We start from the raw sequence: 13,502 nt of genomic DNA, 5'->3' as shown, positions 1-13,502 counted from the left end.
AACAAATGCAATTACATAATTTAAAAGATGACTCGCAAAAGGTGTCATTTATCGAAGCGGTTAAAACAGGCCTAGGTCGTAATCAAGGGGTGTTTTTCCCTGAATCTTTAGCACCAATGGAAAATATTGATGCGCTATTAGATATGGACTTTGTCACCCGTAGTAGCAAAATACTGTCTCATTTAATTGGGGATGAACTCCCTGCAGACACGGTAGAAAAAATGGTGGAAAGCGCCTTTAACTTCCCGGTTAAGCTGGTAGAAGTTGAAGAGAATATTTATTGTTTAGAGTTATTCCACGGGCCAACGCTTGCGTTTAAAGATTTTGGCGGGCGCTTTATGGCTGAGTGTTTAGCTCGGTTTAGTCAAGGCGAAAAAACCACAATTTTAACCGCCACCTCAGGTGATACAGGGGCTGCTGTTGCGCATGCTTTTTATAACAAGCCAAATATTGACGTGGTTATTCTTTACCCTAAAGGCAAAATTTCATTGGCGCAGCAAAAGTTATTTACCACTCTTGGCAATAACATTCATTGCTATGCGGTTGAAGGCAGTTTTGACGATTGTCAAAGTATGGTTAAAAATGCGTTTTTAGATGATGAGGTTCAATCTCGCTTAGGTCTAAATTCAGCAAACTCAATTAATATTAGCCGCTTAGTGGCTCAAGTATGTTATTACTTTGAGGCGATTGCTCAACTACCTAAAGAAAAGCGTGCTAGTGCGCATATTTCAGTACCTAGTGGTAACTTTGGTAATGTTTGTGCTGCGATGATTGGTGCCGTCATTGGCTTACCAGTAGATAAGCTTAGCGCGACAACTAATCAAAACGATACTGTGCCGCGTTTTATCCTTGATAAAAATTGGGCTCCAAATACCACAATTGAATCGTTATCAAATGCTATGGATGTTAGCAAACCTAATAACTGGCCGCGTGTACAAACCATGCTTGATAATAACTGGTTTAGTTATGATGACTTTTATTCAACGAGTGTGGACGAAAGTGAAACGCAAACAGTGATGAAAAAAATTCAACAAACGGGTTATCTTGCTGAGCCACATACGGCAATAGCTTATCAGGGATTAAAAGCTAATTTAGCACCAAATACCGCGGGTGTTTTTTTGGCGACGGCACATCCTGCTAAGTTTAAAGAAAGTGTTGAAGAGATTTTAAATATTGAACTCGAAATGCCTAAACCACTAGCAGATGCCTTAGCTAAACCATGTTTAGCACAAGATATAGCTGATGACTATGATGCACTTCGCTCTGAAATATTAGCTAAGTTAGGCTAAGACTTTAAGAGACGACTTTATTACGATAAAAGCCGGACATTAAATACAATGTTCGGCTTTTTAATAACCCCTTGAATTCAAGTATTAAGTGCAATCATTATGCAGCCACCAGAACTTCTGATTGCCCCGTAAATAATTCATGAGGGGTTTTATACCCTCTTGTTTTTCTTGGCCGATGGTTGAGCTTATCAACTGCCGCCTGTATCTCTGCTTCACTTAGCGCCATAAAGTCAGTTCCCTTGGGGAAGAAGCGTCTAAGTAAGCCGTTGGTATTCTCATTTATGCCCCGCTCCCATGATGAATAGGGATGAGCGAAATACACATCAGCTTCTAATTTTTGTGCAACATGCTCATGGTGAGCAAACTCTTTTCCATTATCTAACGTCACGGTAATAACCTTACCTTTATATGGTGTCATACACGTGATCAGCGCATCGGCTGTTATTTTCGCATGCTTGCTTTCAATTCTGTGAACGACTGTATATAACGTTTTACGTTCAACCATTGTGACAAGCGCATTTTTACGCCCTTTACCTATCACTGTATCGCCCTCCCAATCACCAATCCTAGACTTTGAATCCACAATACTTGGGCGTTCATCAATGCTGACTCGATTAACTATCTGTCCACGTTTATCATAGCTTCCATAGCGTTTTTTATACTTTTTACATGCACGAGTGAGTGTCTTATGTAGCTTGCCACCACGAGCCTTGTCTCTGTAAATATATTGATAAATTGTTTCATGATGTAAAACGACCTGTTTCTCTAAAGCTAAGCGGCCTGCCACTTGCTCAGGGGAAAGTCCGTCATGCAACAATTTATTAATCCAGTGAGTGACGTCCTCTGTTAACTTACTTGCTTTGAAAGATGACTTACGTCTTTGTTCAGCAAAGTTATTGGCTTGGTTAGGCCGATAGCCTTTAAGTCCTTTATTGCGTTTTAGCTCTCTAGAAATAGATGACGGTGAACGAGTTAGTTCTTCAGCTATCTGCTTTTGGTTATTTCCTGCTTTTATTAACGCGTAAATCTGGTATCTTTCTTCTTGTGTCAGCTGTTTATATTTCATTAAAGCAATTTCCTTTGGCGAGAAAATGGCCGAATTATAACAGCTGGCCATCTAATCTGAGAAATTGCACTTATTATCCGAATTTAGGCCCTTAATTAGACGTATGAGCGGCAGTTTAAAGTCTTAAGGCTAAAATAAATGGCCAACAAAAGAGAGCATTACACCGGTAGCGCTCCTGCCGCATTCGTTAAATGTCGATACCCACTAAATTAAAGCCAGCTAATGTGGTAGTTAATAGAGAAAGTGCAAAATGAATTTAATATTAACTTTGAAAATGTAGTAGTGGTTAGGCATTTATATTTTTAATGTTTCTATAAAAAAATATCATTACTAAAACACTGTGAAATAAATTCAATCCCTGTTTAAATATGTTCATCAATACAACATAGGCAAATTGACGTTTTCAGCGTATAATTTGGCCTTCATAAATACCATACACGTTGCCCTAGGAGCCCGCATGTTAGAACGTAGCATGAATATTTCGGATTTCGATCCAGAGTTATTTGAAGCAATCAACAAAGAAACTACTCGCCAAGAAGAACACATTGAGCTTATCGCATCTGAAAACTATTGTAGCCCACGCGTACTTGAAGCACAGGGTTCGCAGCTAACTAATAAATATGCAGAAGGCTACCCAGGTAAACGTTACTACGGTGGTTGTGAGCATGTTGACGTAGTAGAGCAATTAGCCATTGACCGTGCAAACGAACTTTTTGGTTCTGATTATGCAAACGTACAACCGCATGCCGGTTCTCAAGCAAATGCTGCTGTTTTCTTAGCACTTTTAGATGCTGGTGATACAGTATTAGGTATGAGTTTAGCGCATGGCGGTCACTTAACGCATGGTTCACACGTCAGCTTTTCTGGCAAGCTTTACAATGCGATTCAATACGGACTAGACGAAGTAACGGGCGAAATTGATTACGCTCAAGTTGAAGCGCTAGCGCTTGAACATAAACCAAAAATGATTATCGGTGGCTTCTCAGCATACTCTGGGGTTGTTGATTGGGCTAAATTTCGTGAAATTGCAGACAAAGTAGGTGCTTACCTGTTTGTTGATATGGCTCACGTTGCTGGTCTTATTGCGGCGGGTGTATATCCAAACCCGGTACCACATGCACACGTTGTGACTACGACAACTCATAAAACACTTGCAGGCCCTCGTGGCGGTTTAATCATCTCAGGGTGTGGCGACGAAGCTATCTATAAAAAGCTTAACAGTGCGGTTTTCCCTGGTGGCCAAGGTGGTCCTTTATGTCACATTATTGCTGCAAAAGCTGTGGCATTTAAAGAAGCTTTACAGCCTGAGTTTAAAGCTTATCAAACACAAGTTGTTAAAAATGCTCAAGCAATGGTTGCAGTTATGCAAGAACGCGGCTACAAAATCGTCTCTGATAAAACAGAAAACCACTTGTTCTTGCTTGACTTAATTGATAAAGACATTACGGGTAAAGACGCTGATGCAGCATTAGGTAATGCAAATATTACCGTGAACAAGAACTCAGTACCCAATGATCCACGTTCGCCATTTGTTACATCAGGCCTACGTATTGGTTCTCCTGCAATCACTCGTCGTGGTTTTAAAGAAGCTGAATCAAAAGAGCTTGCTGGCTGGATTTGTGACGTACTAGACAGCATCAACGATGAGTCAGTACAAGCACAAGTAAAAGAACAAGTTAAAGCAATCTGTAAAAAATTACCTGTTTACGCTTAATTAAGCAGTAAACAGTAATTTAGATCACAATAGCGTTGTTTTTTGCTATTATAAAGGCCGCTTAAAAGCGGCCTTTTTTGTCGTTAACGGAACTGATACCTATGCATTGCCCATTTTGCACCGCAAATGATACCAAAGTGATTGACTCGCGTTTAGTTGGCGGTGGTCACCAAGTAAGACGCCGTCGTGAATGTAATGAATGCCATGAGCGTTTTACTACCTTTGAAGGCGCTGAACTTGTGATGCCTCGGGTTGTAAAACAAGACGGCAGCCGCGAACCATTTAACGAAGATAAACTCCTCAATGGCCTAACGCGCGCCTTAGAAAAGCGTCCTGTCAGTACCGAGCAAGTAGATGAAGTAGTGAATATCATTAAGTCACAACTACGAGGCACTGGCGAGCGCGAAATTTCTAGTCATTTAGTAGGCGAGTGCATTATGGAAGCACTTAAAAAACTTGATAAGGTTGCCTATGTACGCTTTGCATCTGTGTATCGCTCGTTTGAAGATATTCGTGAGTTTGGTGAAGAAATTGCTCGTTTAGGAGAGTAGTGATGAGTGAGCAAACATTCACTGAGCAAGATACTAACTACATGGCACGCGCTATTGAGCTTGCAAAATTTGGCCGTTTTACTACTACGCCCAATCCAAACGTAGGCTGTGTATTGGTTAAAGATGATATTATTGTCGGCGAAGGTTTTCACCAAGTTGCAGGGCACGGCCACGCAGAAGTCAACGCATTAACAATGGCGGGCAGTAAGGCCAAAGGCGCCACTGCGTATGTAACGCTTGAGCCATGCAGTCATTATGGACGTACTCCGCCATGCGCCGAAGGATTAAAAGCCGCGGACGTTAAAAAGGTGATAGCAGCCATGGTTGACCCTAACCCGCAAGTTGCAGGTAAAGGTTTAGCTATTTTAGAAGATGCGGGAATCGAAGTTGCGTTTGGGTTGTTAGAACAACAAGCAAGGTTGTTAAATCGTGGTTTTTTAAAACGCATGGAACAGGGCCTACCATTTGTCACTTGTAAAATGGCAGCGAGCCTTGATGGCAAAACTGCCCTTAAAAATGGCCAAAGCAAATGGATAACAGGTGCTAAAGCTCGCCAAGATGTGCAGTTGCATCGCGCACAAAGCTGCGCAATTTTAAGTGGTGCAGACACTGTATTAGTTGATGATGCTAAGCTCAATGTTCGGGTAAATGAATTACCAAAAAAATTACCGACAGATTTACCCTTGCGCCAACCGGTTAGAGTTATTATTGATTCACAAAATCGCTTAACGCCAGATTTGGCCCTATTTAGCATTGCAAGCGAAGTGATAATCCTAACTACCCAGCTTGATAAATCAATCCAGTGGCCTCATTTTGTAAGCCATGTACTGGTGCCTGAAAAAAACAATAAAATTGATTTAATTACGGCATTAGTAATTTTAGCCAAACGCCAGTTTAATCATGTTTGGTTGGAAGCGGGAGCCACGCTTGCTGGTAAAATGGCTGAAGAAAACCTTATTGATGAATACATTGTTTATCTTGCACCTAAGTTTTTAGGAAGTGACGCTAAAAGCTTACTAAATTTTAATGAACTGACGAGTATGCAAGATGCGGTAAATTTAACAATGACTGATTGCACTGTGATTGGTGATGATATTCGTATCACTGCAAAGCGTGCTAAAATACCACAACTCCATCTTATAACTAAAGAGTAACCACTATGTTTACTGGGATTATTGAAGCCACGGGCGTCATTAGCGAATTACAAAAAAAGCTAGGTGATTTAGCTATTCGCATTCAAAGTAACGATTTGAAAATGGCTGATGTGAAGATTGGAGACAGCATTGCAACTAATGGTGTGTGCTTAACTGTGGTGACTAAGCATAGTGATGGGTTTAGTGCTGATCTATCGAATGAGACAATTGGTTTAACTGGTTTTGCTAACTATAAACAAGGCCAAAAAGTTAACCTTGAAAAAGCCATGCAACCGGTATCTCGTCTTGGTGGGCATTTAGTTTCAGGTCACGTTGATGGCATCGCGACAATTACGAGTATTACCCCTAATGCCCGCGCAACTGAATATTGGTTAAGTACTAACAGCGAGTTGATGAAATACATTCCTTATAAAGGTTCTGTTTGCGTTGATGGTATTAGCCTGACTGTAAATGCGGTCGAGGAAAACAAATTCAAACTCACCATTGTACCGCATACTAGCGAACAAACGAGTATTGCTGACTTTAAAGTTGGCACTGAGGTTAACCTCGAAGTTGACCAAATAGCCCGTTATTTAGAACGATTGATCAAAGGTGCAGAGCAGCCTGCAAGCTCAGATATATCAATGAGCTTACTCACGCAAGCAGGCTTTATTAAGTAATACCCAAACCAACTCGAGATGCAGAGCTCAGCGTTACACACAGGCTTAATCTCAAAGTGTTACGTTGCAAGAATGGCATGCCCTTTTATGGGATAACAATGATAAGAGTATGCCCTTGTGAAACGCTCGGTGGGTTGGTTTAAAAGCGACGTATACTTCGCTATTGATTTTAGTAATAGAATCACTATTATTTGCAATCAATGCCTTGTCTAAATCGCTTTTAATTCCCACTGAAACTCGCTTCTTGAGTTGGTTTGGGTATATAGACTCCACAAATTAATATGAGTAGGTTATGAATTTACACAGCGCACAAGAAATTATCGATGACATTAAAGCCGGTAAAATGGTTATTTTAATGGACGATGAAGACAGAGAAAATGAAGGCGACTTAATTATTGCCGCTGAGCACATCAGCGCCGAAGCCATTAACTTCATGGCCACTCATGGCCGCGGTTTAATTTGTTTAACCATGACTCAAGCACGTTGTGAACAGCTTGACTTACCCTTAATGGTGAAAAATAATGGTGCGGCTTTCTCAACTAATTTCACGATGTCAATTGAAGCGTCAAAAGGCGTAACAACGGGTATTTCAGCCGCTGATCGCGCGCGTACTGTGCAAGCTGCTATTGGTAAAGGCGCGGTGCCAAGTGATATTGTACAGCCGGGTCATATTTTCCCAATTATGGCGCAACCAGGCGGCGTGTTAACACGCGCAGGGCACACCGAAGCAGGTTGTGATTTAGCGCGCTTAGCAGGGCTTGAAGCCTCATCAGTAATTGTTGAAGTTCTAAATGCCGATGGCACTATGGCGCGTCGCCCTGACTTAGAAATATTTGCCAAAGAGCAAGGTATTAAAATAGGTACCATTGCTGACTTAATTGAATACCGTAACCTAAACGAAACCACTATCGAACGTGTTGCTAAGTGTAAGTTACCCACCGATCACGGCACGTTTGATTTAGTGACCTATAAAGACACTATTGATGGTCAACTTCATTATGCGCTTATTAAAGGTGATATTAGTAAAGAAGATACCACGTTAGTCCGCGTTCACTTACAAAATACTTTTAACGATATTTTACTTTCAGACCGTAATGTCGACAGAAGTTGGGGCTTATCGGATGCCATGGCGTATATCGCTAAAAATAATGGCGCGTTAGTCATATTAGGCAAGCAAGAGCAGACTGAAGATTTAGAAGCGACCGTTAAAGCATTTGCCGCAGAGGATGCCGGTGAAAGTGTCAGCCATGGTAAGTTTAAAGGTACATCTCGTACGGTGGGTGTGGGCTCTCAGATACTGGCAGACTTAGGTATTGAGAAAATGCGCTTAATGAGTCGTCCTAAAAAATACCATGCATTATCGGGCTTTCATTTAGAAGTGGTTGACTACGTAGAGCCACAATAAGCGAGCTAAACTAAGCGCCTGTTTATTCTTCAGGATTAAACAAGTTTTAATTTTCAAAGGCAAACAGGCGCTAGGCTATCTTTTTATTTTTGTGGTATGATGCGCTGCAATTTTTGCGCAATCGCCGAACTTATTTTTTAGGGTTATCAAATGAAAATTATTGAAGGTAATAAATACGCCCCAGGCAAAAAATTTGCCATTGTCATTTCTCGCTTTAATGACTTTATTGGTAGTAGCCTTTTAGCAGGTGCTATTGATGAGTTAAAGCGCACTGGTGGTGTATCTGAAGATGATATTACTGTTATATATGTACCTGGTGCAGTTGAATTACCTTTAGCGGCAAAACGTGTTGCGGCAAAAAAAGAATATGATGCAATCATTGCGTTAGGCGTGGTGATCAGAGGTGGTACGCCACACTTTGATCTTGTAGCAGGTGAGTCAAACAAAGGCCTTGCACAAATATCGCTTGAGTATGATATCCCGGTTGCATTTGGCGTATTAACCACTGAAAGTATTGAACAAGCAATTGAGCGCGCGGGCACCAAAATGGGCAACAAAGGCGGCGAAGCTGCACTTGGTGCGCTTGAAATGGTTAATGTGTTAGATAAAATTTAAGTTTAAGGAATCTCTGTGAAACCAGCAGCAAGACGTAAAGCACGCATCTTAGCACTTCAAGCCGTTTATTCTTGGCAGTTAAGTGGTAATGCTATTGCCGATATTGAACAACAAATGTTGATCGAAAATGACATAACTAAAATAGATGTGGAATATTTTAAAGATTTAGCGCGTGGCGTTGCAGTTAATCATCAGCAACTAGACGAAGTCGTTTCACCACACCTTACTCGTCCATTTGACGAGTTAGATGAAGTTGAACGTGCTATTTTACGTTTAAGCAGCTATGAGCTTAAGTTCCGCGAAGATGTGCCTTATAAAGTTGCTATCAATGAAGGCATTGAGTTGGCTAAAATATTTGGTGCTGAAGACAGCCATAAATTTGTTAACGGTGTACTTGATAAAGCAGTTAAACAACTGCGTAAGTAATTAAACCGTAAGAAGGAGAGCCGGCTTGGGCCGGCTTTTTTGTATATGAAGGAATTTGAATTAATAAACCGCTACTTTAAAGGTCGCGGTATTACTCGTCGTGATGTTGACCTAGGCATCGGTGACGATTGCGCCTTAGTTACCATCCCTGAAAATTGTCAGCTTGCTGTTACTACAGATACCTTAGTGGCAGGTGTGCATTTTTTTGACGATATATCTCCCCGTGCTTTAGGCCACCGCGCACTTGCTGTTAATTTAAGTGACTTAGCTGCAATGGGAGCAGAGCCCACATGGATGTCAGTTGCTTTAACATTGCCAAGTCTTGACGTGCAGTGGCTTGAGGAATTCACTGAAGGCATGCATGAAATTGCCGAGTATTTTAATGTGCAGATTATTGGTGGCGATACCACGCAAGGGCCGCTAGCTATAACTATTTGTGCCAAAGGTACTGTGCCAAAAGGTAAAGCCCTGCATCGTAGTGGCGCCAAAGTCGGCGATTGGGTTTTTGTAACTGGCCCGCTGGGCGACGCAGGCCTTGCGATTGAATCGCGTAAACAAGGATTAAGTATTGCCCCAGAGTATTTGGGCTATCTTAATAAGTGTTTTGACTATCCAACCCCTAAAGTAGCTGCAGGACAAGTTTTACGAGGTTTAGCTTCTTCGGCTATTGATGTATCTGATGGCTTACTGGCAGACCTTGGACATATTTTGGATATGTCACAGGTTAGTGCAACGATTGACGTTGATAAAATTCCGCGCTCGGATGCAATGCAAGCAAGCCTAGATACCGAGCAACAATTACCGTATATTTTAAATTATGGTGATGATTATGAGCTTTTATTTACTGTGCCAGATGATAAAAAAAGTATGCTTGAAATAAAGCTGCGTCAATATGGTGTTGAAGCCAGTTGTATTGGTCAGATTAAAAGTGGTGAAGGGGCAATTGATCTTCGTTACAATAAAAAAAAGCTTGAGTTTAGCTGTGATGGTTTTGAGCATTTTAACGAGGAGACGGTTTGAACAAGTCTGTATTATTTAATTTAAAACGCCCGCATCAATTTTTTGGTTTGGGTTTTGGCCTCGGCTTAGCACCAAAAGCACCGGGTACTTTTGGTACTTTTGCAGCGTTACCTTTTATATTTATTACCATGCATTATCCACTGTGGCTGCAAATTGTTTTTGCTATAGTGATCAGTATTTTTGGTATTTGGGTCTGTGGAAAGACCGCTGATGATTTAGGTGTACATGATCACCCTGCAATTGTATGGGACGAAGTCGCAGGCTTTTACATTACCATGATTGGCGCTGCACTTAGTTGGCAGTCATTATTAGTGGGATTTTTATTATTTCGCTTTTTTGATATCGCTAAACCAGGCCCTATTCGCATATTAGATAAACGAATGCATGGTGGTTTGGGTATTATGGCGGATGATATTGTTGCGGGTATATTTTCGCTGGTTTGTCTGCAAGCCTTACTTAAAGCTGGTTATATACCGTTTTAAATATTTGGCATAATGAGGTGTAAGGTCATGCTACGATTTTTATTAGTTGTGTTTTTGCTGCTGAGTAGCATGCCCAGCATGGCATCGATAACCGATTATGTGGTTAAGCAGTGGAACATGCAAAATGGCCTGCCTTCACAATCACTAAAAAGCGTTGTGCAAGATGAGCAAGGCTACATGTGGCTTGGCACGCAATTTGGCCTGAGCCGTTTTGATGGCAACACCTTTACTAACTTTAACACTAAAAACAGCGCCTTTTTACCGAGTAATGGTATTAATAAGTTACTGGTCGATAGCGAAGGGTATTTATGGGTAGGTACTAAAGAGGGCGTCGTAGTTCTAAACCCTGCCACTATGGCAATAAAAACCTTTAATATTAAAGATCCTGTACGCGATATCATCGAAGATGGTAAGGGTAGTGTTTGGGTTGCAGCTAATGGCTTGTATTTTGTTTCACGAAATCAACTAAAGTTCGACTCTAATCAAGCTGATTTAACCTTCCCCGCGGTTATACACGCAACTAAAATTACTCAGATTGTCGGCTCAGTGAGCCAAATGGCAATATCACCTGAAGGTATTTGGTTGGTTAATGAGCGCTACTTGCTGCGCTTAACTAACTCTTCATCTGACTTTGCTAAACGACGACTAGAGCTGACAGCAAAAGTAACCTTACCTGAGCGCTTAGCGCAAACCATTATCCATGATATGGCGTGGTTAGAAGGTAACTTGTATTTAGCGTCAGAACTGGGTGCTTATTTTCTTGATTTAGATGATGAACTGCGGCCTTTTCCACTTCCTAATGCTAATAGCTCCGCGGTTTATAAATTTATGAGTGACTCCGATGGCGCACTATGGATTTCGACTTATGGACGTTTATTATTTCGCGATAATTCAGGAGATTGGCAATGGGTTGAACCGAGCCAACTAGATCAAAGTATTTGGTTTTCGGATATTTACCGAGACAAACAAAATAATATTTGGCTAGCTAGCTTTAGCGAAGGATTGTGGCTGGCTCACGAAGGGCGTATTGAGCGCCACTCCGCTATATCAAAAATGACTGAATCGGTAATGGCGATTAATGCAGCCCCTGATGGCAAACTGTGGGTCGCTAATCGTAGTGGGGTAGGCTATTTTGACTACGATAAAAACTTTATTAATAAAATACCTAGCAATCAATATGGTCGTACTGCTGTTCATGATTTGCAGTTTGATGGGGATAGGCTCTATATAGCCACCGGGCGTGGAGTATATTTTTATGAAAATAATACTTTGTTCACGGTACCCGGCAGGGCACTACGTGATAACCCGGTATTTGCGATTAGCCGCTCAAGCAAAGGTGGGTTTTGGTTAGGTACCGGGCGAGGTATGTACCGGCTGAGCTACTCAGGGCTAACTCCTTTTGCCTACAATGCCTTCTTGGGTAGTAAGTTTATTACTTACGTGCTTGATAAAGAAAATTTTGGCTTAATTGGTACCAGTAAAGGGGCTTATTACTTTACCGATCGAGGCATTGAAAAAATAGGTGACCAAACCACACTCGAAAGCGCTTATGTGACCAGTATTTTACAGGTTGATGGTATTGGTATATTAATTGGTTCGCTAAATGATGGCTTGTTCTACCGCAGTACGAAAGGCCGGTGGCGCCAGCTTGATGCATCGAATGGTTTACCGTATGGTTCGATTTTTAGTTTAAGCTACGATGATAAACTAAAACGAATTTGGGTAAGCACCATGAATGGGGTGTATCGCATGCCGGTAGACCAGTTTGGTAGCGATATAGACAGTTTAAAAGTAGAACAAGTCATTTCTTCATTTGATCGCAAGCTCGATGGTAAAGCCAGCCAATGTTGCGCTGGTCTTGGTCATGATGCTGTTGCAGATACGGGAAATTCAATTTGGTATCCCAGTTTACAAGGGGTGGTCGAAATTCCTAAAAGCGTCGAGCTGTTTGGACCCAAAGAGCTGCAGCCTAAAGTTGAGAGTATCACCACGAGCTTACGTAAATTTGCCACGGCTGCATTGGGTGACAACCCGAAGTTACAAACTGATGAACGTGATATTACCCTCAAATACACAGCGATTGATTATTACGCGCCAAGTAGCATTGAGTTTAGATATAAGCTCAGTGGGTTAGATAGCGATTGGCGTTATGCCAATACGCGCCGCGAAGCAATTTATACTAATTTACCGCCAGGACCATTTTTGTTTGAATTGGAAGCAAAACGTCAAGGAGATGATTGGAAAAAAGCGCGGCGTACTGAGTACACTTTTGTGGTGCCTAGGCGTTTTGATGAAACAATTTACTTTAGACTGCTGATCAGCGGTAGTTTTATATTACTTTTTTATCTAGTATTTTGGGTATTTAGAGCGCAAGAACGTCGTAAGCAAGTTGCGCTTGAGAGCTTAGTGACTGAACGTACAGGTGAACTACGCCAAGCTAATGATAAACTTAACCAAGTTAATTCTCAGTTAAAGCTTGTGAGCCACTCAGATGAGTTAACAGGGCTTAGAAGTAGACGTTTCTTGTTTGATCAGCTTCCTAAAGATATTGAACACTTTCAGCGTAACTCTCAGTCTTTACAAGCGCAGGGTAAGTCGCTGGTATTATTAGTTATGAATTTTGACGACTTTAGTCGTATCAACGATGCCTATGGCCCGCTTGCAGGTGATAGTTGTTTACAGCAAGTGGCTGCTTTATTAAATAGCCGAACTCAAGGCTCTGATTATGTGGCTCGTTGGAGTGGCGATGAATTCTTACTGCTATTAAGAGACTTTAAACGCAGCGCCATTGATAGTTATGCAGCTGATTTATGTATCGCTGTTGCTGAGCATACTTTTAACTTACCTAATGGTAAAACAACCCATATAACGACTTCAATTGGTTGGTCATTCTATCCGTTACCATTACTGGGCGGTCAAGTCATTGGTTGGGAAGCTTCGGTAAACCTTGCTGATATTGCGCTTCATCAAGTAAAAAAACGCGGTGGTGACGGTGTTGCGAATATTACCTTTGACGTACAACTTGATGCCTTTGAATTTGAGCAAGGTAACAATGTAGATAAGCAGCTAGGAACATTACAAGAAAGTGGCCTTGCAGATGTTAAGGTGTGGATACGCTAAA

The 13,502-nt window shown here is 41.4% G+C and carries 12 protein-coding genes; 11 read left to right on the top strand and 1 reads right to left on the bottom strand.

The features are described 5' to 3' along the window. Window positions 1-5: 5 nt before the first annotated feature. A complete protein-coding gene (thrC, locus tag ACT3S9_RS11990; protein ID WP_441835375.1) occupies window positions 6-1,289 on the top strand; it encodes a threonine synthase in 1,284 nt (427 codons plus the stop codon). Between the two features lie 97 nt (window positions 1,290-1,386). Here thrC and ACT3S9_RS11985 read toward each other — a convergent pair whose 3' ends face one another. Continuing rightward, complete coding sequence (locus ACT3S9_RS11985; RefSeq protein ID WP_086959932.1) at window positions 1,387-2,355, bottom strand: IS30 family transposase; 969 nt, start codon at window positions 2,353-2,355, stop codon at window positions 1,387-1,389. Window positions 2,356-2,812: 457 nt separating this feature from the next. Here ACT3S9_RS11985 and glyA point away from each other — a divergent pair, with 457 nt between their 5' ends. From glyA to ACT3S9_RS11935, 10 genes are all read left to right on the top strand, one after another. Then, window positions 2,813-4,069: a serine hydroxymethyltransferase gene (glyA, locus tag ACT3S9_RS11980; RefSeq protein WP_441835376.1), complete on the top strand. Its 1,257-nt coding sequence runs from the start codon at window positions 2,813-2,815 to the stop codon at window positions 4,067-4,069. 101 nt (window positions 4,070-4,170) lie between these two features. Next, a complete protein-coding gene (nrdR, locus tag ACT3S9_RS11975) occupies window positions 4,171-4,620 on the top strand; it encodes a transcriptional regulator NrdR (protein WP_441835385.1) in 450 nt (149 codons plus the stop codon). Between the two features lie 2 nt (window positions 4,621-4,622). Further along, window positions 4,623-5,774 (top strand): bifunctional diaminohydroxyphosphoribosylaminopyrimidine deaminase/5-amino-6-(5-phosphoribosylamino)uracil reductase RibD, encoded by a 1,152-nt coding sequence (gene ribD, locus ACT3S9_RS11970; RefSeq protein ID WP_441835377.1) that lies wholly within the window; start codon window positions 4,623-4,625, stop codon window positions 5,772-5,774. A 5-nt stretch (window positions 5,775-5,779) separates the two neighbouring features. Beyond that, window positions 5,780-6,433, top strand: coding sequence for a riboflavin synthase (locus tag ACT3S9_RS11965; protein WP_441835378.1), 654 nt, complete (start codon window positions 5,780-5,782; stop codon window positions 6,431-6,433). Between the two features lie 292 nt (window positions 6,434-6,725). Next, a complete protein-coding gene (gene ribBA / locus ACT3S9_RS11960; protein WP_441835379.1) occupies window positions 6,726-7,838 on the top strand; it encodes a bifunctional 3,4-dihydroxy-2-butanone-4-phosphate synthase/GTP cyclohydrolase II in 1,113 nt (370 codons plus the stop codon). 150 nt (window positions 7,839-7,988) lie between these two features. Then, entirely contained in the window at window positions 7,989-8,453 is a 465-nt protein-coding gene (gene ribH / locus ACT3S9_RS11955; protein WP_441835380.1) for a 6,7-dimethyl-8-ribityllumazine synthase, read from the top strand. 15 nt (window positions 8,454-8,468) lie between these two features. Continuing rightward, window positions 8,469-8,879, top strand: coding sequence for a transcription antitermination factor NusB (gene nusB, locus ACT3S9_RS11950; protein WP_441835381.1), 411 nt, complete (start codon window positions 8,469-8,471; stop codon window positions 8,877-8,879). A gap of 45 nt (window positions 8,880-8,924) precedes the next feature. Beyond that, a complete protein-coding gene (gene thiL, locus ACT3S9_RS11945) occupies window positions 8,925-9,899 on the top strand; it encodes a thiamine-phosphate kinase (protein WP_441835382.1) in 975 nt (324 codons plus the stop codon). After that, entirely contained in the window at window positions 9,896-10,381 is a 486-nt protein-coding gene (locus ACT3S9_RS11940) for a phosphatidylglycerophosphatase A family protein (protein ID WP_441835383.1), read from the top strand. Before thiL ends, ACT3S9_RS11940 begins: the two co-directional genes overlap by 4 nt. 27 nt (window positions 10,382-10,408) lie before the next feature. Then, window positions 10,409-13,501: a diguanylate cyclase domain-containing protein gene (locus ACT3S9_RS11935; RefSeq protein WP_441835384.1), complete on the top strand. Its 3,093-nt coding sequence runs from the start codon at window positions 10,409-10,411 to the stop codon at window positions 13,499-13,501. Window position 13,502: the final 1 nt, after the last annotated feature.

It is taken from the genome of Pseudoalteromonas sp. AOP31-A2-14, from assembly GCF_052378035.1.
Taxonomy (GTDB): Bacteria; Pseudomonadota; Gammaproteobacteria; order Enterobacterales; family Alteromonadaceae; genus Pseudoalteromonas.
The sequence above is the reverse complement of the archived record's forward strand: the minus strand, read 5'-3'. Positions and strand labels throughout refer to the sequence as shown.

Coding starts and splice junctions, on each gene's coding strand:
- thrC (WP_441835375.1), top strand. CDS start 6: ATGCAATTACATAATTTAAAAGATGACTCGCAAAAGGTGTCATTTATC.
- ACT3S9_RS11985 (WP_086959932.1), bottom strand. CDS start 2,355: ATGAAATATAAACAGCTGACACAAGAAGAAAGATACCAGATTTACGCG.
- glyA (WP_441835376.1), top strand. CDS start 2,813: ATGTTAGAACGTAGCATGAATATTTCGGATTTCGATCCAGAGTTATTT.
- nrdR (WP_441835385.1), top strand. CDS start 4,171: ATGCATTGCCCATTTTGCACCGCAAATGATACCAAAGTGATTGACTCG.
- ribD (WP_441835377.1), top strand. CDS start 4,623: ATGAGTGAGCAAACATTCACTGAGCAAGATACTAACTACATGGCACGC.
- ACT3S9_RS11965 (WP_441835378.1), top strand. CDS start 5,780: ATGTTTACTGGGATTATTGAAGCCACGGGCGTCATTAGCGAATTACAA.
- ribBA (WP_441835379.1), top strand. CDS start 6,726: ATGAATTTACACAGCGCACAAGAAATTATCGATGACATTAAAGCCGGT.
- ribH (WP_441835380.1), top strand. CDS start 7,989: ATGAAAATTATTGAAGGTAATAAATACGCCCCAGGCAAAAAATTTGCC.
- thiL (WP_441835382.1), top strand. CDS start 8,925: ATGAAGGAATTTGAATTAATAAACCGCTACTTTAAAGGTCGCGGTATT.
- ACT3S9_RS11935 (WP_441835384.1), top strand. CDS start 10,409: ATGCTACGATTTTTATTAGTTGTGTTTTTGCTGCTGAGTAGCATGCCC.